A 19,905-nucleotide genomic window follows, 5' to 3' on the forward strand; every position below is an offset into this window, starting at 1 on the left:
ATCATAAGTTAGTTGTAAACTAAGGTTTTATACTACTAGCATGAGCTTAGTAGTTAGAAGCAACAAAAAAATTTAGCGTTTATTAGGGCATGTTGAACATTCACAAATGGGCACTGCTGATAGCTAAAAGTGTTCCAGACAAGAGGCAAATTGACGATAATGCAGATGCCTTAGCTAGGTTTGCTACACACTGCTCATGAATAGCTGGGGGGGGGCAGTTTTAGCATCAGCCCTGAGGACGGAGTAAGCAAAGCACTGCTTTGCCCGTCCGCAAGACAAGAGCTATGCTCGCAGTTGGACAGGACTCTTTTTTGCCGCTACTTTATCAAAACTATCCGCTTAGAACGACTAAACTAGATACTTTTGACTTTGAATCGCCTAAAAAATAGTCTCTGTCAGTGCTATGGTCGAATGTTCAACACGCCCTATTAGATTTCAATAAGAGAAAAACTATCTTTACCCTAAGTATATGAAACACTCATAAAAAAGCACCTAAAATGACTTTGTCATCATAATTGCTTTTCTCTCATTTGCGCTTGCATTAACTTTAGTGTTTACAGCGGCTTCTTTAGGTCTACCTTTCAAAACTGGCTTTAAATGCTAGCTACCAAGACTCATTTTAGGGCCAAATGGTTCATAGTGAACGCTATCAACACCATGATCTAGCTTAGTTAAGCCATCAATAATACTTTCCATAAATGGCATGGATCCGCAAACATAAATATCTGCTGGTTCTGGTAGAGTAGCCAGCCACGCCTCATCTAGTATTTGCCCTTCGTCAAAATAGAAAATATTTTTTTCAACTTTTTCTGCTGACGCTAACAGCTGATAGGCCTTATCATCAAAGGCATGATGATCTTTATTCTGACAAGCATAAACCCAAATGATAGGTCGCTGAGGATTAGTCGCTACTTGCGCCTCTAACATAGACAAAATAGGCGTTACTCCGACCCCAGCACTGATAAGCACTAAGGGAATATCATTTTGGGTCATCAGCTTTTTATTTAAAGCAAAATCACCTGCAGGTGCAGATAACATTACCGTCTCGCCAACTTGTAGATGGTCATGTAAATAATTAGAGACCAATCCACGATGCTCATCGCGATTGTCACGTCTGACTGCGAACTGGATACCTTTGTCAGTATTTGCTGAATATAAAGAATAATGACGTAGTGCTAAATGGTCGCTATCTTTAGGATCCGTTTTTACGGTGATGTATTGACCGGCAGTTAGGTTAAGTTTACTCAGATCAATATTTTGGCTGTTTTCTATTGAAGCATCATCGACTGGAACAACGGTAAACGCGGCAATATCAGTGGCAGCAGCTACTTTTTCGACCACTTTAAACGCGGCAAAGCCTTCCCACAACTCCTCTTTATACATATTCTTTTCAAGCTGAATAAAGACGTCAGCAATCTCATCATAGGCTTCTGTCCAAGCATCGATAATGTCATCATTCGCCGCCTCGCCAAGCACTTCTTTTATAGCGCCAATAAGGTATTTGCCAACAATAGGATAATGCTCTGGTAGGATTTGTAGGGCGCGATGTTTATGACTGATGCCCGTTACTTCCGGTAGTAGAACAGCTAAATGTTCAATATTTTTGGCCGCTACTAACACCGTCGAGGCTAGTGCGTTCTGTTGACGTCCTAGCTTTTGGTTGGTTTCATTAAAGATATCTAGCAGCTCAGGATGGGCTGCAAACATGTTCTTGTAGAATACTTTGGTGATAGCAGTCCCATGTTCTTCAAGTACAGGGACAGTTGCTTTTACAATTTCTATCGTTTGGGGGGAAGCCATTATATTTCTCTTAGTGAGTCATCACATTGATAGGTTGAGGTGCTTAGGTTGATAGGCTTAAGTTGGCAACGATAACTAGACTTTGCAGACAATAACTAACCTGTCATGGCCGATTAATCAAAACGTTGCTATAAGATTCATTTTAAATGAATCTTATCATATTTCTGCTAATATACCAATGCTATATCACCAATTTTATTGTTTCTATGATGAATTTTCTTTCTAAAAATTTAATAACGCCGACCAAAACACTAAACAGGCGCACTGATGGTATGTATCAGTCATGTGAACCGAAAAGTCATGACTGAGGTAAAAACTGATATATTCTGACCAAAAAAAACAGCCACTATAGAGTTTATAGTGACTGCTTTTTTTATAATTCAATATTGTGCCAGTACCCATTATTACCAATGACTCTCATAAGTAACATTGATAAGCGATAGTCATTTTTATATTGCTACCGCGCCAAATGCGCCGTCATTTGTTCCACTCCATGTAGAGTCATCGGATACATCTGATTATCAAATATTTTTTTAATTTCGACAATAGTTTGAGTATATTGCCAATGCGCGGTATTCTCAGGGTTGAGCCATGCCACTTTATCGAAATGCTCCAGCACTCTTTTGAGCCAAACCACGCCCGCTTCATTATTCATATATTCAACGCTACCGCCCACTGACATCAGCTCATAAGGTGACATTGACGCGTCACCAACGAATATCACCCGGTATTCACGGCCATATTTATTGAGTAGGTCGAAAGTTGTCATGGGCGCACTGTGCCGGCGATCATTATCTTTCCAAACGTAATCGTACAGGCAGTTATGAAAGTAAAAGAATTCTAAAGTCTTAAATTCATTTTTGGCCGCAGAAAATAGCTTCTCTAACGCTTCAATGTGCACATCCATACTGCCGCCAACGTCGAACAACATCAGCACTTTGACACGGTTACGGCGCTCAGCCTGCATATGAATGTCGAGCACGCCTTTTTTGGCGGTACGCTTGACAGTCTCTTTAATATCTAGCTCATCAGCGCTACCGGTGCGCGCAAATTGACGCAGATTACGTAGGGCCATCTGAATTTGGCGCGTACCTAATAGATTATCGTCATCAAGATTGCGATATTTGCGCTGCTCCCAGACTTTTGCTGCGCTGCGCTTACGGGACTCACCGCCCACGCGCACGCCTTCAGGATGATCACCATAAGCACCAAATGGCGAGGTGCCACCCGTTCCCACCCATTTACTGCCGCCTTGATGTCGCTCTTTTTGCTCTTTTAAGCGTTCCTCTAAAGCTTTCATCAATTCTTCAAGTGAGCCGTATTTTTTAAGTAAACGCCGCTGCTCTTCCGTCAGATTTTTGGGATCGAGCTTTAAGTCTAACCATTCTTTGGGAATGTCAGTCAGCTTTGCCAACAGCTCATCAGTGTCTAGACTATCGACCCCTTCAAAATAATCGGCCATCGCCCGATCAAACTTATCAAAATGACGCTCATCTTTGACCATACACAGACGAATCAGCCGATACATATCTTCCCGACTGGCAAAATCGCGCAATTCTGGATTATTAGGATGAGGCTGCATCATGAGCCCCTGCTCCAGCGCCGCATTTAGGTCGAGCAGTTCACGCGTGCTAACGGGCACGCCGTAAGTGCGCAAGGTATAAAATAATTTGATAAACATAAGCTACGCATCACATATTGGCTGATGGGGTTATGATTGAACCTTAGTATTTATAGGCTCAAATCATGGCGACAGTGCGATTTAGTTGTCCGTTGATTAACGGCGCATCATATTGGCAAAGCGCTGGAGCAAGCTGACATCGGCTTCGTTTTTGAGCAGTGCCCCATATAGTGGCGGAATCGATTTTTCGCCACGCAAATTTTCTTCCAGCTCAGCTTGCGCCATATCGTCAGCAAGTAATAACGTTAACCAATCGACCAGCTCTGAGGTTGATGGTGGCTTTTTTAGCCCTTGAATATTGCGCAGCTTATAAAAAACATCCAGCGCATCGTTGACCAGTTTTTCTTGAATATCAGGAAAATGCACGTCAATAATTTGACGCATGGTTTGCTCTTCAGGGAAGTCAATATAATGGAAGAAGCAACGACGCAAGAATGCATCCGGCAGCTCTTTTTCATTATTAGAGGTGATAATCACTACTGGGCGCTGCTCAGCGGTAATGGTCTCGCCGGTCTCGTAGACATAAAACGACATTTTATCCAGCTCATGTAGTAAATCATTTGGAAACTCAATATCTGCTTTATCAACCTCATCAATAAGCAATACACTGCGCTCTTTACTAGTAAAAGCATCCCAGAGTTTACCCGGCTTGATATAATTGCCAATCTCATAAACTTTATCATCGCCCAATTGCGAATCTCGCAAGCGTGATACTGCGTCATATTCGTATAAGCCTTGCTCAGCTTTGGTAGTCGATTTGATATGCCAGGTGATCAACGGCATACCCAAGCTGGCAGCGACCTCCTCGGCAAGTAAAGTCTTACCGGTACCCGGCTCACCCTTAATCAGTAGTGGCTTTTGCAAGGTCATAGCAGCATTGACCGCCAGTTGTAAATCATCGGTGGCAATATAACTGTCGGTACCGGTAAAGCTTGGTTTAGTAGTGTTGTTAGCAGTGGTCATGGTCAAATCTCAGTCGTTGTTATTAATATAAAAGGTGGTTGCGATAAAGCAGTTGCCGGCATTAAAAAAGCCAACTATCGGCAAATTAGGTGAATAATGGCTAAGACTAGCACAGCCCTCTTAAATGCCAAAGTACTCGTGCGTTCGTAGTTTCTAGCTGCAATAACTTATTACTAAGCTCATTTATTTTACTAAGCTCATTTATTATTGAGATTACTTATTGTCAATAAGCGACATTCAATTAATGACCCGAATAGCTAATCCCCATAAAAAAAGACACGCCAAGGTGTCTTCTAATGTAGTTATAAAAAATGTACTTATAAAGAATCTATTTATAAAGACAGCTAAAGCATCACAGCTTCTTATCTTTTACCTCATTATCGAGCGGCTCTATAGACTCTTCAACGGTAGGCTTTTTAATAATAGAATTTTTTGTCAATTCAATGTCTTTTTTTGCGCTAATATCAGACTCAGGAATCACCACAGGTAATGGCTCATCAGTATCTTCGGTCAGATAATTACCCGTCGCCAGTTGCATATTAGCTTGGGTATCTTCAGCGCTGCGGCGACGTGCTTTTTCCAAGCTTGACTCAAAAGCACCGCGTATCAGCTGCCAGACAAAACCAATGAACAGGCCCACCACCAACACCACTAAGATGGGTAACGCATTAGTCACGGCAGCGGCCATATCTTTCATCATGACCGCATAGACCACGCTGATACTGGCTGGCGCAATCAAACTAGAATCATCCAGTGCGGTACCTGGCGCCAACAAAACGGCAAATAATACCATCCAGCTCATGCCACCGAGGGGACGTGGCAAAACGCGCGCGACAAGCAGCCATAATATCAGCACCACAATAGCGCCGCCAAGGTAAGCATACATCGGCAGATCAGCAGGTGGGACGTCTTTTACCATCTGGCTCCACCAAATGACAAGCTCGCCGAGGATGTCACTGATGGTTTCCAAAGGTAGGATTTGGAAGAGATTTTTTAACCAGTCCATGCGTGTTTAGTTACCTGCTTTTATAAGTCGCGCGACGCGTCTTTGTCTTCAATAGCTTATAGTACATTCTGTCGTACTGTTAGAACGGCTATACTTTTGAAAAACTGAATACAGAAGTGACGTGTGCGCTTGATAGGTTGCTAGTTTAGCACGACTTTATGCCGAAATGCATGCGACAAACTGCTCATCAATAATTTTTTCAACAGCAATTGTTGTCGGTATATCAATGATCATAGGCTCTTTAGAAGAAACGTATTAGTCGTATATATTGTCTTGAGCCTCGAGAGCGCGTAGCTCTGCTTGGCGACGCATGACATCTTGCGGTGGCATTTGTACGAAATATCCTTGCGAGGTTAACTTGGCAAGCACCTCTTGTTTATCAACACGAGCAAGCGTTGGTGTGGCACCCAAATCCAGATGCATCACAAACTTACTGACCCCCAAACCAGTGCGGAAGTCTTTGGGTAATACGCCTAGCCAGTCCTTAATCTCATCCGTATCGTCAGGATAGTCGGGACGTGCAATATAAACATACAGATCATCACGCTTGGTAAATTTATAAATATCACAATGCATAAAGGTACCCTATCAAACATTAGAAACTAAACAAAATACGGATTACAGTATTTATCAAAACGGCCATTAGAACACTTATGAATAATGACCCTAATAATATCGTAGCCTAGCATAATTTACTTTGCCATCAATAGTCGCTTTACGTATCGACATACGTTATTGGGGTGACGTCTTGGTAATATTACTCTTAGTATTGTTACCATCGCCTATTATCCTATTCAGTCCTGTAATGAATTGCGATGATTAATTTAGCAGCCGTATTTTTAAATCATTAATAAAACACAAATCCTTATCTTATAAGCGTTTTAGCGCTTAATATTAGCAAAATAACGGTCTTTTACTAAGTTTATTAACTTTAATCCGTTTGATGACTTGTAAAACGGCTATGAACCTTTCATAATAAAAGCGTTTTTCAGGAGAGAGTTTTATAGCAAGACGCCGCGTTTATTGTCCGCAACTAAGCCGTCTAAATCTGCTATAAGACCACCGAAGGCGCATCCACCCTGCTAATCGCTCAGGTAAAAGGACTGAAAGACACATACCCATACTGTTTATTTGCATCTCACTTATTGGCGTTTTGCAACTTCAAACATAAGGTATAACAAATCTGGAGAGCGGTAAGGACGGACGACGCCTTACCCACCGAAGGGGAGAAAATGCGTTACCATACGCTTTAGGCTTATAATCTTTAGGGTTATATCGAGGCCAGCTCATATTGAGCGTGCATAATGTACGGAACGTGTTGAAAATCTCAGGTCACAGGACAGATAGGGCTTTTGCTTAAACCGACGTTCAGCGTCTGTTTTGCTTACTGCTTTATTGTTTTGTGCCACCCTTTACCGCAATGCTTGCACCTTGTAAGCTTGATTCTCGCTACTGATGATGCCTATCTCATATCGTACTTAACGAGTGCTGATGGCGTATACATAAGGATTTGTTATGACCGATACTAATACCCAAGACACCAATACTCAAGATACTAACAACCAAGCCCCTCAGCGCACGCCCCTCTACCAGTCTCACGTCGATAGTGATGGCAAACTGGTGGATTTTTCTGGCTGGGAATTGCCTATCAACTACGGCTCACAAATCGAAGAACATGAAGCGGTCCGTACTGATGCCGGTATTTTTGATGTCTCGCATATGGTCATTGTTGATATTAAGGGTACAGGCAGCAAAGCATGGCTTCAGAAATTATTAGCCAATGATGTCAATAAGCTAAAAATTGTCGGTAAAGCCTTATATTCTCCCATGCTCAACGAGCAAGGCGGCGTCATCGATGACTTAATCGTCTATTTGACTAATAGCGACGAAACTGAATACCGTATCGTATCAAACGCGGCTACTCGCGATAAAGACATGGCACAGTTCGAAAAAGTAGCTAAAGATTTTGACGTTCAGCTAACTGAGCGTACAGAGCTTGCTATGCTTGCGGTTCAAGGACCCAATGCGGTTGAAAAACTGGCACAAGCCAAACCCAGCTGGGCTGATACCCTTGCAACAATAACGCCTTTTGTTGGTGCTGACCTGACTGATATCGAAGGTCCGAACTGGTTTGTCGCACGCACGGGCTATACTGGAGAAGATGGCGTTGAAGTCATCATGCATGCCGATGATGCGCCCGCGTTCTTTGAGCAATTAAAAGAAAACGGTATTAAGCCTGCCGGTCTTGGTGCACGTGATACCCTACGCATGGAAGCGGGTCTGAACCTCTATGGTCACGATATGGATGAGACCATCAGCCCTTATGAGTGCAACATGGGTTGGACGCTAGCACTGAAAGATGACCGTGACTTTGTTGGTCGCGAAGCACTAGTCAGTAAGCGCAAACAAACTAAAGATGACCATACCGCGATGAAACAAGTCGGCCTGTTACTTACCAGCCGTGGCGTGTTACGTGAAGGCATGGCAGTCACCATCAATCAAGGGACAGATAACGAGCAGACAGGTATCATTACTAGCGGCACCTTCTCTCCTAGCCTAAAAAACTCTATCGCCATAGCGCGTGTTCCTGCTAGCTTATCAGACGTTGATAATGTACAAATTGATTTGCGCGGTAAAGGAAAATTCGTCGATGTCCGTGTTCTTAAGCTACCTTTTGTCCGTAATGGTAAGCAACAGTTTGATTCGTAATTAAACTTTATAGCTTTTAATTTATACCCATTAATTTTCCACAACCTCTATCACTTAGGAGAGACCCTATGAGTAATGTCCCAGCAGAATTGAAATATATCGCCAGCCATGAGTGGTTACGCCTTGAAGACGACGGTACCATTACCGTTGGTATCACTGACCATGCCCAAGATTTATTAGGGGATGTGGTATTTGTTGAGCTGCCAGAAGTGGGTGCCAACATCTCTGTTGATGAAGAAATCTCAGTCGTTGAGTCTGTAAAAGCGGCATCTGATGTGTATGCGCCTATCTCAGGTGAAGTCGTTGCTGTCAATGAAAGCTTAGAGGATGACCCTGAAATCATCAACTCAGACCCGTATGGTGAAGGTTGGTTCTTTAGAATGAAGCCTGACAACATGGAAGACTATGAGGCGCTAATGAGTGCTGATGAGTATGAAAACGAGCTATAAGTTGCTCATTTGGTATTAAGCTTTATAAATTATTGCAAGGTAGATTATTGCAAACTTGCAGATATTAACACCAGTTGGTATCTGCCATTACTTAACAATGCATGCAACAATAGACAGTATCTGATAACAAGCAGCTTTTTTTGAGCGTATTTTCTGCTGTTCATGCTCATAGCGGTTATTTAATGGCGCTTATTCAACAGTCCTTAATACTATTCACAGCTCAATGCTGTCATCTTTTTTACATCCATTATCTGCTACCCTGCTCTGGAGTCATCTATGAAACCAGCCGATACGAATGCCAATCAAACCGATGCGCTCGATGCGCAAAACTCGCCATCGTCTCATCAAGGTTCCAACCAGCAAAGTGCTAGTGCGGGTACAGATAAAGCAAACCGCATAGCTATGCCTGACCATACGCCGCAACTGCAAGCGTTTCGCGACATAGTAGAGTCGCGCCGTTCAGTACGACGTTTTACTGACACCCCAATTCCTGACGATGTATTAGCAGATTGTCTACGCTTAGCCATGCTAGCGCCAAACTCTAGCAATCTACAGCCGTGGGCGTTTTATGTCATCGATAGTGCTGACAATCGCCAGCGCGCTATCAAAAACTGTATGAATCAAAATGCGGCTAAAACATCAGCACGCTTGATAGCAGTCGTTGCACGCACTAATAATTGGCATGATCACGCCCAGCAAATTTTGCGTGAATACCCTGATACGCCGGTACCAAAAAAGGTCAAAGACTACTACACCAAAGTAGTGGCCATGGATTTTTTGCGGGGTCCAGTCAATGTGGTATCAGTCGCTAAATGGGGTGCTACTCAAGTTTTCAGACAGGTAAAAGGGCCGATTAAATCGCCTTATTATACCTTTGAAGACGTCAAAAATTGGGCGACCAACAACACCTCTCTTGCCGCCGGAAACCTAATGCTGGCACTGCGAGCACATGGGTTTGATAGCTGTCCAATGGGCGGCTTCGATGAGCCAGCGATGAAGCGATTATTAGGCTTGAGTGACGATCACCATATTGTCATGATGATTGGCGCTGGTGAGCGTGCCGATAATGGCATTTATAGTTCGCAGTATCGCTTTGATCAAGAGCAGTTTGTGCATTACGTTTAACTAATGGTGCATTAAGCAGTTCGTTGCTTATTAACGACTCAGTTTAAATTTACCAAGACACTTTTACCCTACTCATTTTTACTATACTTATTTTTTCACCATACTTACCGCCTTTTTTATCGGCGCTACTAAGGACTGTCATGACTACCTCTGAAAAACCTACCTTTGATACCTTTAAAGGACTGTTCAACGAATCTGAATTTGTCTATCGCCACCTAGGCTCTAATGATAGCAAACAAGCCGATATGCTAAAAGCGGTTGGTTATGATGATATGGCAAGCTTTATCAACGATACTGTGCCTGAGCCAGTACGCTTACATAAAGAATTAGATTTACCACTAGCGATGAGTGAACACGGCGCCCTTGCTAGATTGCGTGTGATGGCAGACAAAATCACCGTTAATAAAAGCTATATCGGCCAAGGTTATTCACCTGTACGTATGCCAGCGGTTATTCAACGTAACGTGTTAGAAAATCCAGGCTGGTACACCGCTTACACCCCTTATCAAGCTGAGATCTCTCAAGGTCGTCTAGAAGCGTTGCTTAACTTCCAGCAAGTTTGTATTGATTTGACAGGCCTTGAAATGGCAGGTGCCTCGCTACTTGACGAAGCAACGGCAGCGGCTGAAGCCATGTCAATGTCTAAGCGTATGAGCAAAAGCAAATCAAACCAGTTCTTCGTTGATGAGCGCATTTACCCACAAACGTTAGACGTTATCCGTACCCGTGCTAAGTATTTTGGTTGGGACGTTATCGTTGGTGATTTTGAATTGGCTAAATCTGGCGACTACTTCGGTGCGATCTTCCAATATGTCGGTCATGAAGGCGATGTTAAAGATTTAACGGACGTTATTAGTGCCGTGAAGAAAAACAAAACTTATACCTCAGTTGTCAGTGACATCATGAGCTTGGTATTGTTAAAATCACCCGCTGATATGGGTGCCGACGTCGCACTAGGTAGCACGCAGCGCTTTGGTATTCCTATGGGCTTTGGTGGTCCACATGCCGCCTACTTTGCATTCTCAGACAAAGCCAAACGCTCAGCACCTGGTCGTATCATTGGGGTGTCAATAGATGCGCATGGCAACCCTGCCCTACGTATGGCGCTACAAACGCGTGAGCAGCATATTCGCCGCGAAAAAGCCAACTCAAACATCTGTACTTCGCAAGTATTGCTAGCCAACCTAGCTGGTATGTATGCCGTCTATCATGGTCCAAGTGGCGTTAAGCGCATTGCTACTCGCATCCATGCTTTCGCGACTGCCTTTGCTGAGGTCATCCGGACCACTGATGACAGTAATAGTGATTTGAATGTGGTGCATGAGCAATTCTTTGATACCGTCGTTGTTGACTGTGGTTCAGAAAAATTGGCCACGCAAATTTTTAAAAATGCGGACAATGTTGGCTATAACTTATGGCGTCTTGGTGACACCAAATTAAGCGTTGCTTTTAATGAAATCAGCGATCAAAAAGACTTTAACGTCTTAACCCAATTATTCGTAAGCAAATCGCATGACTTACCTGAAGATGCGACTGTATCTTTAGAGGCAGCGCATCTACGTACTGACGCTATTTTGAGTCATCCGGTCTTTAACTCGCACCATACCGAGCATGAAATGCTACGTTATTTAAAATCGCTTGAAGATAAAGATTTGGCGATGAACCGTAGTATGATTTCGCTTGGTAGCTGTACTATGAAGCTGAATGCGACTAGTGAGATGCTGCCTATCACTTGGCCTGAGTTTGCCAACGTGCATCCTTTTGCACCACGTGACCAAGTCACTGGTTATATCGACATGATTGATAGCCTACAAGACCAACTAAAAGCCATCACTGGTTTTGATGATGTGTCTATGCAGCCAAACTCTGGCGCCTCAGGTGAGTATGCCGGTCTATTGTCTATCCGCCGCTACCATGAGTCTCTAGGTGAGACCAATCGTGATATCTGTCTCATTCCTAAATCTGCGCATGGTACCAACCCTGCGACAGCAGTCATGATGGGTATGAAAGTGGTTGTGGTTAAAACCGATGACAATGGTAACGTTGATATTGATGATTTGACCGCTAAATGTGAAGAACACAGCAAAGATCTTGGCGCTTTGATGATCACTTATCCTTCAACGCATGGTGTGTTCGAAGAAGGCATCCGTATCATGTGTGACCTTATCCATAAGCATGGCGGTCAAGTGTATATGGATGGCGCTAACATGAATGCACAGGTCGGTATCATGCAACCAGCTGATGTGGGCGCAGACGTGCTACACATGAACTTGCACAAAACCTTCTGTATTCCACATGGCGGCGGCGGTCCTGGTATGGGTCCTATCGGTATGAAGGCGCATTTAGCCCCATTCATGGCCAACCATGCCATTAGCCCTGTACATAATGCGCAAAAAGACTTAACCGCAGTGTCGGCAGCGCCTTATGGCTCAGCAAGTATTTTGCCAATCTCATGGATGTATATTGCAATGATGGGCCGTGATGGTCTGTTAGAGGCCACCCATCTAGCGCTATTGAATGCTAACTATGTCGCCTCTGAGCTTAAAGATCATTACCCTGTTCTTTATGCTGGTAAAAATGGACAAGTTGCGCACGAATGTATCATCGATATTCGTCCGCTTAAAGAAGCAACGGGCATTAGTGAAAGTGAAATTGCTAAGCGCTTAATGGATTATGGCTTCCACGCCCCAACCATGAGCTTCCCAGTATCTGGTACCTTGATGATTGAGCCTACTGAGTCTGAATCAAAAGAAGAGTTAGACCGCTTTATCAGTGCGCTAAAATCTATCCAAGAAGAAGCCATGAAAATCAAATCTGGCGAAGATGGCTGGACAAATGAAGACAATCCATTAGTGAATGCGCCGCATACGGCATCTATGATCACTAATAGCGAATGGTCACATCCATACAGCCGCGATACTGCTGCATTCCCACTACCTTATGTCCGCGCGCATAAGTTCTGGCCAAGTGTTTCACGCATTGATGATGCTTACGGCGATAAGAACCTAAGATGTTCTTGCCCAAGTATCGAAAACTACATGTAGTCTTCGATAACGGTAGCTTTTTAATTAGGCCATAACATAAACCTCCAAGTCAGCAGCTGACTTGGAGGTTTTTTTGTTTATTGTTATCTATTAATAATGACCGCACTTAGCACTTAAAATCGGTATTTAACGCTATAATAAAACCATACAGTTATAAAAACGCCAGTTAATTCATTAAGCCAAACAACTTTTATGGACTGACCAATGCCGCAAAAAATAATCAAAAAGAGCCACGTTATTCTTATTCATGGTTTGCACCAAACCGCCTGGATTATGCGCCCACTCGCTAAGCGCTTACAAGCGCAAGGGTTTGATACTCATTAATACGGTTATCGTAGTATGCGTGATGGTATAAAAATAAATAGCCAACGTCTCAATAATTGGCTTGAGCAACATCATCATCCTGACCAGCCGATAGACCTTATCGGTCATAGCTTGGGTGGACTTATTATCCGGGATTTTGTTTGTCACTATCCGCAATGGCAGATTGGACGCTGCGTGACACTCGGCACACCGCATGTTGGTAGTATTTGTGCTGATTATATTTGGCGGTTGACGCCTGCTGTGGTAGGAAAATCGTATATTGACGCCTTAGATGGGACGGTAGCGCCATTACCTGAGCATATCACTTTGGGTATAATTGCGGGAAACCGCCCCAAGGGTTTGGGGCAATTGTTTCTGCAGTATCATAACCGCAAATTACGTAAAGCAGATAGTCCGCTGCTGGATGACCATCTTATACATAATGGCACAGTGTATTTGAAAGAGACCAAACTTGAAGCGGCTACTGACCACCTAATTATGCCAGTGTCGCATACAGGCATGTTAATCGATGCTGCCGTTGCTGAGCAAACCGGATATTTCTTACAGCAGGGAATGTTTAAAAGGTAATAGCGCCTTAAACGGTGAAAGCGTTTTAAACGTTAATACCCATGCCTTGTTTCAATTCAACTTTATGCATCTCAATCACCGGTATCAATATTTGGGTGACCCATTCATTACGCCAGCCCTTTAACCCTTGTGGTAACTCACCTAGATCTTTATCAAAGGCAATGACTTCATACAGCTGACCCAGCCATTTTTTACGCATCAATACATTAGCGGGTACACCGATTTGCTCTGACTGCTTATCCACCGCTTCTTGTACGGCTTTTGACAGAACTTTATTTTTGGAGCGATAAGGTGGCAATAGGCAAAGCGGATGCTCAACAGGCGCCAGCATTTTTGCATCATTGATTACCTTCATCAGCTCGTCTCCATACAGACGCAGCATACTTCGGTGAATCGTAGTTTTATGGGCCAGCTCGCGCATATTGCTCGGCTTTTCAGTGATAATCTCACGTACCGCTTGTTTTTTAATCACAAAAGTACGGGGTTGATTGGTCGCGCGCGCCAGTCCCTCACGCCAAGTAGCAACCGCTTGTAAGATAGCCATTTGTTGCGAATTATAGCGGTAATCCGCCATGGTCAGATACATGGCCTCATCTTCGACATGCTGAGCCTGATATAGATCGTGGGCGTACAGCTGGCAGTCTGCCCACACATAGTCAAAGAGTCCTTGCGACTTAAGCGCATGTTCAAGACTTAAATATAAGGCGGGCAAAAAGCGTACATCATCAATGGCGTATTGCTCTTGCTCATCTGATAACGGACGCATAAGCCAATCAGACTGGCTTTGCTCTTTATCAATGTGCATATCTAGCTGATCATCAAGGGCTTGCTGATAGCCCATTTGTAATTGTCCAGTCAAATAAGACAAAGCAATCTGGGTATCAAAAATATTGGTTAATGGTGGACAGCCAGACAACAGGTAAAAAATACCCAAATCTTCACCACAAGCGTGCCAGATGGCGACATCAACTTCGCTGAGTGCTTGCCATAATTCATTCAGTTGCAGCTGCGGTGCGTCTACTAAATAAATATGACCGCCAGTATTTAGCTGTACCAGTGCCAAACGGGGATAGTAAGTATCGCGCTTAATAAACTCAGTATCTAATGCAACCCGCCCGCAACCTTCTAGTGCATCAATAACTTCATCGAGCTGGTACTGCTCTTTTATCCAAGTCACTGGCAGGTCATCAGCTACGTCTAGTAGCGCATCAATATCTAGCTCTGATAGCAACACTGCTGAATTTGAATCAGGAGATTTATTTGGTTGACTGTTATCAGTAACATTAATAGAATCAGCCGTTTCGGAGGATGAAGAAGAGTTAGCTGAGGCGCTTAGATCAGAGTGGTCAGACACGGGCAGATACCTGCATAAATAGAAAAAAGAAAAACGCTAAAAAATAGCGATTAAAAAGGTTAAAAATAGACTATTAAAGAAAATTAATAGGCGCAGTATAGCAATATCAGGTAATAAAATGGTAAGCACTTACCTGTTATAGAAAAGAACGATTTTGCATCGCTTGACCAAGGGTCATACTATCAAGATATTCAAGCTCGCCGCCCATTGGCACGCCTTGCGCTAAACGGGTGACTTTGTTCACGTGCCGGCTCACCGCTTCACTAATAAAGTGCGCGGTGGTCTGGCCTTCAACGGTGGTACCGGTCGCTAATATAAGCTCCTCTACTGGCTCTTGCTTTACTCGCCATACCAGCTGCTCAATATTTAAATCATCCGCACTAATACCGTCAATCGGTGACAGATGACCACCTAGCACAAAATAGCGCCCACGGTAGCCAGCAGTCTGCTCAATGGCCATTACATCAGCAGCAGTCTCGACCACGCATAATAAGTTATCATCACGTCTTGGATCTTGGCATAGGGGACAAATACTATCGTCACTGAAGCTATGACAGCGCTGACACTCAACGATGTCACGCATCGCCTCATCAAGGGCTTGGGCAAGCGCCATCCCTTGGGGACGTTTTTTAGTCAGCAGATGTAACGCCATACGCTGGGCACTCTTTTGACCAACACCCGGTAAAATACGCAGCTGTTTTACCAGCTGATCAAATTTGGCTGTAAGCAAAGTGACTTCCTTTGTAAATGATATAGCTTGTAGAGAGTATAATTTTTAGAGGTTATAAAACGTTATAGATTATAAAAAATTATAAACAAACAAGCAGTGAAATCTAAAATCCTACCTATAAAAATGGGGTCGCATCGTGTAGATAACAACCCCATTTCTGACTTCAATGCGCCGTGTTTAGCACAAATGAATCCTTAGAACATACCTTGCATACCTGGTGGTAAACCCATGCCTTGGGTCGCGCCAGTCATAGTTTCTTCATATAACTCATCCGCCTGACGTACCGCATCATTAATAGCAGCGGCGATTAGGTCTTCAATCATATCAGGCTCGTCTTCTAACAAGCTTGGATCAATAGTTAAGCGCTTGACCACATGACGACCGGTCATGGTCACTTTGACCAAACCACTGCCCGCTTCTGCGTGAACTTCTTTATTGCCAAGCTCTTTTTTTGCGGTCTCGACATTGGCTTCGACTTTCTTTTGCATGGTTTGTGCTTGTTGCATCAATGCTTGAATATTCATAATTGCCTCTTATAGAAATGGAAAACTGTTAATAGTAAAGAATCATACCTTATCTTATATAAGCAGCATTATACCGCGATCGTTACAAACTGTCTAAACCGCGTGCCAAATCTTTGATAATATCTTCGACATCTTCCAGACCAACCGACAGACGAATCAGACCATCTTTAACGCCCGCTTCAGCGCGTGCTTCGGGACTAAGTCGGAAATGAGTGGTGGTGGCAGGATGAGTGATAGTGGTTTTCGCATCGCCTAGATTATTGGTAATCGAAACCATTTGGGTGGAATCAATTACATGCCAAGCGGCCGACTTTGGATCGTGATTGTTGGGGTTGTCATTGACATTGGTACTGTCACTCGCTTTGACTTCAAAGCCCATAATTGCGCCATAGCCGTCTTTCATATGATGCTGACGTTTGGTCAATTCATGAGACGGATGATCGCTTAGTCCCGAGAAATGCACAGCGCTAACATTGGGATGAGTGACCAAAAACTGCGCCACTTGATTGGCATTGGCACAGTGCGCCTGCATGCGCAGTTTGAGGGTTTCGAGTCCTTTAGTAAAGACCCACGCATTAAACGGGCTCATACTGATACCGCCTGAGCGTACCACAGTGAAGGCTTCTTGCATCAACTTGTCACTACCGACCAACGCGCCGCCCAGTACTCGGCCTTGACCGTCTAGATATTTGGTAGCTGAATGAATAACCACGTCAGCCCCTAAATCCAACGGCCGTTGCAACGCTGGGGTACCAAAGCAATTATCAACCACTAGCAAGATATCATTGGCTTTTGACAATTGGCTTAAATAGCCGATATCACAAATCTGCGCTAATGGATTACTGGGGCTTTCACAATAGATGACTTTAGTATTGGGCTGTACCGCATTTGCCCACGCCTCATTATCGAAACAATCAACATAGCTGACCTCAACGCCAAACTTGGCCATGTAATTATTAAATAGCCCAATAGATGAGCCAAATAATTGATTGGCGGCCAGCAGATGATCGCCAGCTTTTAGATACGCTAAACACATGGTCAAAATCGCGCCCATACCTGAGGCCGTTGCTACCGCTCGCTCGCCATTTTCTAGAGCCGCTAGCCGGCGCTCAAAAGTACGCACACTGGGATTGGTATGACGTGAATAGACATTGCCGGTCTTAGTGCCATCAAAGTGCGCTGCTGCATCAGCCGCTGAGGTATAAACATAAGAGCTGGTAGTAAAAATAGGTTCTGAGTGCTCGCCCTCGTCAGTACGATGCTGTCCTGCCCGCACGGCAATGGTCTGCATACCATAATCTAGCCCTAAATCTAGGGCGTCAGAACGCCAATTTGGATCCAGTTTATTTGTATTGCTGCTTAGATCGTTTTTTAAATTATTCTCATCATGACTGCTTTCATCATGCGCTTGCGACTGACTCATAAGTTTTCCATTACTATTGTTAATATGTTCGTTCATACTTATATTGATATTATTAGTATTGATATTATTAGCGACTTTAAAAGAAGATTAACGTTTTTATTTTGGTATTTATGGGGGCTACAACCTTTGGGTTATCATAGCATGTCACTTAGTATCAGGCACCTGCTAAGCGTTGTTTTTGAGTGCTTTTTAAAAAAACAGCGCCAAGCTTGGCTAAGACTTTGGTTGAGACTTAGGCTAAGAAAAATAACGTATTTTTAATAGGCAGATATCGCCACACCTGATAAGCTTGACGGCCGATTATGTTGTGCTTTACTCACTACACTTTTATGCCGTTTTTTTGCGCAGAATAACTTTAAGTAGACTAAGGTAAATCATTTATGTCGATGTTAAATATAGATCCAAGCAACCTATCGTTGAGTCTCGCGCTTGGACTATCCTTAGGTCTAAGCGGATGTCAAAACTTGCCCAAGCAGCCACATTTACCTGAAAGTCAAAACTTATCGGCACGAGTAAATGCTCTATACCAGCAAAATAGCACGCTAAAAAGTGAGCACTCTGACAACGAGAACAACCAAGATAACCCTAATGGCTCGGCGATTGATAATACTGACTTGGTGTCGGCCATCAGTGAGCAAAACAATATACATCCTGACCTGTCTGGCTATCATCCTATTGTAACCGGTGCTAATGCTTTTGCCGCGCGTAGTATATTAACAGAAATGGCCACACGCAATATCGACGTACAATATTATATTTGGCACGATGATCAGGTCGGTCATCTGCTACTCAAAGATTTATGGAAAGCCGCTGAGCGCGGAGTTATCGTGCGCTTATTGCTCGATGACTTTAATAGCAATGCCAAACTTGACCAGCAATTATTACGTTTTGCTAGTCACCCCAATATCGCGGTACGCATTGTTAATCCGCTGATGCACCGCAAATTTCAAATGCTGAACTTTGTTACTGGTCTACCCCGTATTAATCGGCGCATGCACAATAAAAGCATGATTTTTGATAAACAAATCACCATTATCGGTGGGCGCAATATTGGTAATGAATACCTCAGTAATGATCAAAACAGCCAATTCGCTGATTTAGATGTGCTGCTCATTGGTAAGGTAGTGGCAGATATTGACAACAGCTTTACCAGCTACTGGTCAGCGCCGATAGCATTCGATATTGAGACCCTTGTGACCCTTGATAAAGGAGCAACCAGTGACTTTTTAGCGGGTTTAGATAAGCTAGATGAAGATGAAAAGAATAACTCACGTAGCAGTTTAGCAGTTTATAAAACCGCTATTGCAGATTCTTCTATCGATACAGACTTGGTCAATAAGCGCGTGCCCTTTCGTTGGACAGATATGCAGTTTTTAAGTGACGATGTCGGAAAATTGACCAAATCTGTCCCTGCCAATACCAATTTGGTACACCAGCTTCGTACCTTATTAGGTAGCCCCTCTAAGAAACTAACCATTATATCTTCCTACTTTGTACCGACCAAATATGGGGTTAGTACGCTAGTACAATTGGCTGATTCCGGTGTTGATATTAAGATTTTGACCAACTCTTTTGATGCCACTGATGTGACCGCGGTTCATTCTGGCTATAGCCAATGGCGACCTGCGCTGTTGCGAGCAGGTATCAAAATCTACGAGCTAAAATCAACGGCCAGTGAAGAAAAACGCGGAAACAAACTGTGGAAAGCACGCAACCAATCCTCAACCAGCCTACATACGAAAACCTTTGCCATTGATGATCACCAAGTATTTATCGGCTCCTATAACGTTGATCCTCGCTCTGCTAACATCAATACCGAGATGGGGGTAATTATTAACGATGACGAGTTGGCGCGGCAATTGCATCAAGCGCTTAGCGATAATTTATTAAGCCAAGCTTATGAAGTTAAGTTAATGGATAATGATCAACTACAATGGCATACCGTTGAGAATGAAGAAAAGGTCATTTATAATTCCGAGCCACGCGTTGGCATGTCCGATCATATCTGGCTTACGATCATGTCATGGTTGCCTATTGATTGGCTGCTATAGTCTGACCGCCTGGAAGCTTCAATAGCGCTAGCCCTACTAATGTGTAGCTAGCGCTGCGCTTATTTATATTGTTCTTATTGTGGATCAATACCAAAGAAGCTTGCCATGGTTTACGGTGAACTGACTGCCTGTTTTTAAAAATTTCTAACGATATT

The 19,905-nt window shown here is 43.5% G+C and carries 15 protein-coding genes and 2 riboswitches; of the genes, 6 read left to right on the forward strand and 9 right to left on the reverse strand.

The window, feature by feature from the left end:
- Positions 1–600 precede the first annotated feature (600 nt).
- The 5 genes from U1P77_RS06635 to U1P77_RS06655 all read right to left on the reverse strand — a co-directional run bounded on the left by U1P77_RS06635 (position 601) and on the right by U1P77_RS06655 (position 6,026).
- Entirely contained in the window at positions 601–1,800 is a 1,200-nt protein-coding gene (locus tag U1P77_RS06635) for a globin domain-containing protein (RefSeq protein WP_321156550.1), read from the reverse strand.
- Positions 1,801–2,257: 457 nt separating this feature from the next.
- The gene (locus tag U1P77_RS06640) at positions 2,258–3,481 is read right to left on the reverse strand and encodes a vWA domain-containing protein (RefSeq protein WP_321156551.1); all 1,224 of its coding nucleotides are present in this window, start codon (positions 3,479–3,481) and stop codon (positions 2,258–2,260) included.
- Between the two features lie 96 nt (positions 3,482–3,577).
- On the reverse strand, positions 3,578–4,444 hold the full coding sequence (locus U1P77_RS06645; RefSeq protein ID WP_321156552.1) for an AAA family ATPase: 867 nt from the start codon (positions 4,442–4,444) through the stop codon (positions 3,578–3,580).
- 352 nt (positions 4,445–4,796) lie between these two features.
- Positions 4,797–5,450, reverse strand: a complete 654-nt coding sequence (locus U1P77_RS06650) for a hypothetical protein (RefSeq protein WP_321156553.1) — start codon at positions 5,448–5,450, stop codon at positions 4,797–4,799.
- A 255-nt stretch (positions 5,451–5,705) separates the two neighbouring features.
- The gene (locus tag U1P77_RS06655) at positions 5,706–6,026 is read right to left on the reverse strand and encodes a YcgL domain-containing protein (RefSeq protein ID WP_321156554.1); all 321 of its coding nucleotides are present in this window, start codon (positions 6,024–6,026) and stop codon (positions 5,706–5,708) included.
- Positions 6,027–6,429: 403 nt separating this feature from the next.
- Positions 6,430–6,566: riboswitch (glycine riboswitch) on the forward strand.
- Positions 6,567–6,623: 57 nt separating this feature from the next.
- A riboswitch (glycine riboswitch) is annotated at positions 6,624–6,803 on the forward strand.
- A 162-nt stretch (positions 6,804–6,965) separates the two neighbouring features.
- On the opposite strand from U1P77_RS06655, the gene gcvT reads away from it, so the two are divergent.
- The 5 genes from gcvT to U1P77_RS06680 all read left to right on the forward strand — a co-directional run bounded on the left by gcvT (position 6,966) and on the right by U1P77_RS06680 (position 13,668).
- Complete coding sequence (gcvT, locus tag U1P77_RS06660) at positions 6,966–8,159, forward strand: glycine cleavage system aminomethyltransferase GcvT (RefSeq protein WP_321156555.1); 1,194 nt, start codon at positions 6,966–6,968, stop codon at positions 8,157–8,159.
- 68 nt (positions 8,160–8,227) lie between these two features.
- Positions 8,228–8,608, forward strand: coding sequence for a glycine cleavage system protein GcvH (gene gcvH / locus U1P77_RS06665; protein ID WP_201555282.1), 381 nt, complete (start codon positions 8,228–8,230; stop codon positions 8,606–8,608).
- 402 nt (positions 8,609–9,010) lie between these two features.
- Positions 9,011–9,733: a nitroreductase family protein gene (locus tag U1P77_RS06670; protein ID WP_321156644.1), complete on the forward strand. Its 723-nt coding sequence runs from the start codon at positions 9,011–9,013 to the stop codon at positions 9,731–9,733.
- Positions 9,734–9,873: 140 nt separating this feature from the next.
- Positions 9,874–12,777 (forward strand): aminomethyl-transferring glycine dehydrogenase, encoded by a 2,904-nt coding sequence (gene gcvP, locus U1P77_RS06675; protein WP_321156556.1) that lies wholly within the window; start codon positions 9,874–9,876, stop codon positions 12,775–12,777.
- A gap of 339 nt (positions 12,778–13,116) precedes the next feature.
- Complete coding sequence (locus tag U1P77_RS06680) at positions 13,117–13,668, forward strand: esterase/lipase family protein (protein ID WP_414479052.1); 552 nt, start codon at positions 13,117–13,119, stop codon at positions 13,666–13,668.
- A gap of 25 nt (positions 13,669–13,693) precedes the next feature.
- On the opposite strand, the gene U1P77_RS06685 is transcribed toward U1P77_RS06680, so the two are convergent.
- From U1P77_RS06685 to U1P77_RS06700, 4 genes are all read right to left on the reverse strand, one after another.
- Positions 13,694–15,022 (reverse strand): ribonuclease D, encoded by a 1,329-nt coding sequence (locus U1P77_RS06685; RefSeq protein ID WP_321154278.1) that lies wholly within the window; start codon positions 15,020–15,022, stop codon positions 13,694–13,696.
- Positions 15,023–15,158: 136 nt separating this feature from the next.
- Positions 15,159–15,752, reverse strand: a complete 594-nt coding sequence (gene recR, locus U1P77_RS06690) for a recombination mediator RecR (RefSeq protein ID WP_321154279.1) — start codon at positions 15,750–15,752, stop codon at positions 15,159–15,161.
- Positions 15,753–15,946: 194 nt separating this feature from the next.
- Positions 15,947–16,276: a YbaB/EbfC family nucleoid-associated protein gene (locus U1P77_RS06695; protein ID WP_209956764.1), complete on the reverse strand. Its 330-nt coding sequence runs from the start codon at positions 16,274–16,276 to the stop codon at positions 15,947–15,949.
- Positions 16,277–16,358: 82 nt separating this feature from the next.
- Positions 16,359–17,567: an O-succinylhomoserine sulfhydrylase gene (locus tag U1P77_RS06700; protein ID WP_321156645.1), complete on the reverse strand. Its 1,209-nt coding sequence runs from the start codon at positions 17,565–17,567 to the stop codon at positions 16,359–16,361.
- Positions 17,568–18,079: 512 nt separating this feature from the next.
- Here U1P77_RS06700 and U1P77_RS06705 point away from each other — a divergent pair.
- Entirely contained in the window at positions 18,080–19,750 is a 1,671-nt protein-coding gene (locus tag U1P77_RS06705; RefSeq protein ID WP_321154280.1) for a phospholipase D family protein, read from the forward strand.
- Positions 19,751–19,905 lie beyond the last annotated feature (155 nt).

This window comes from Psychrobacter sp. LV10R520-6, from assembly GCF_900182925.1.
Taxonomy (GTDB): Bacteria; Pseudomonadota; Gammaproteobacteria; order Pseudomonadales; family Moraxellaceae; genus Psychrobacter.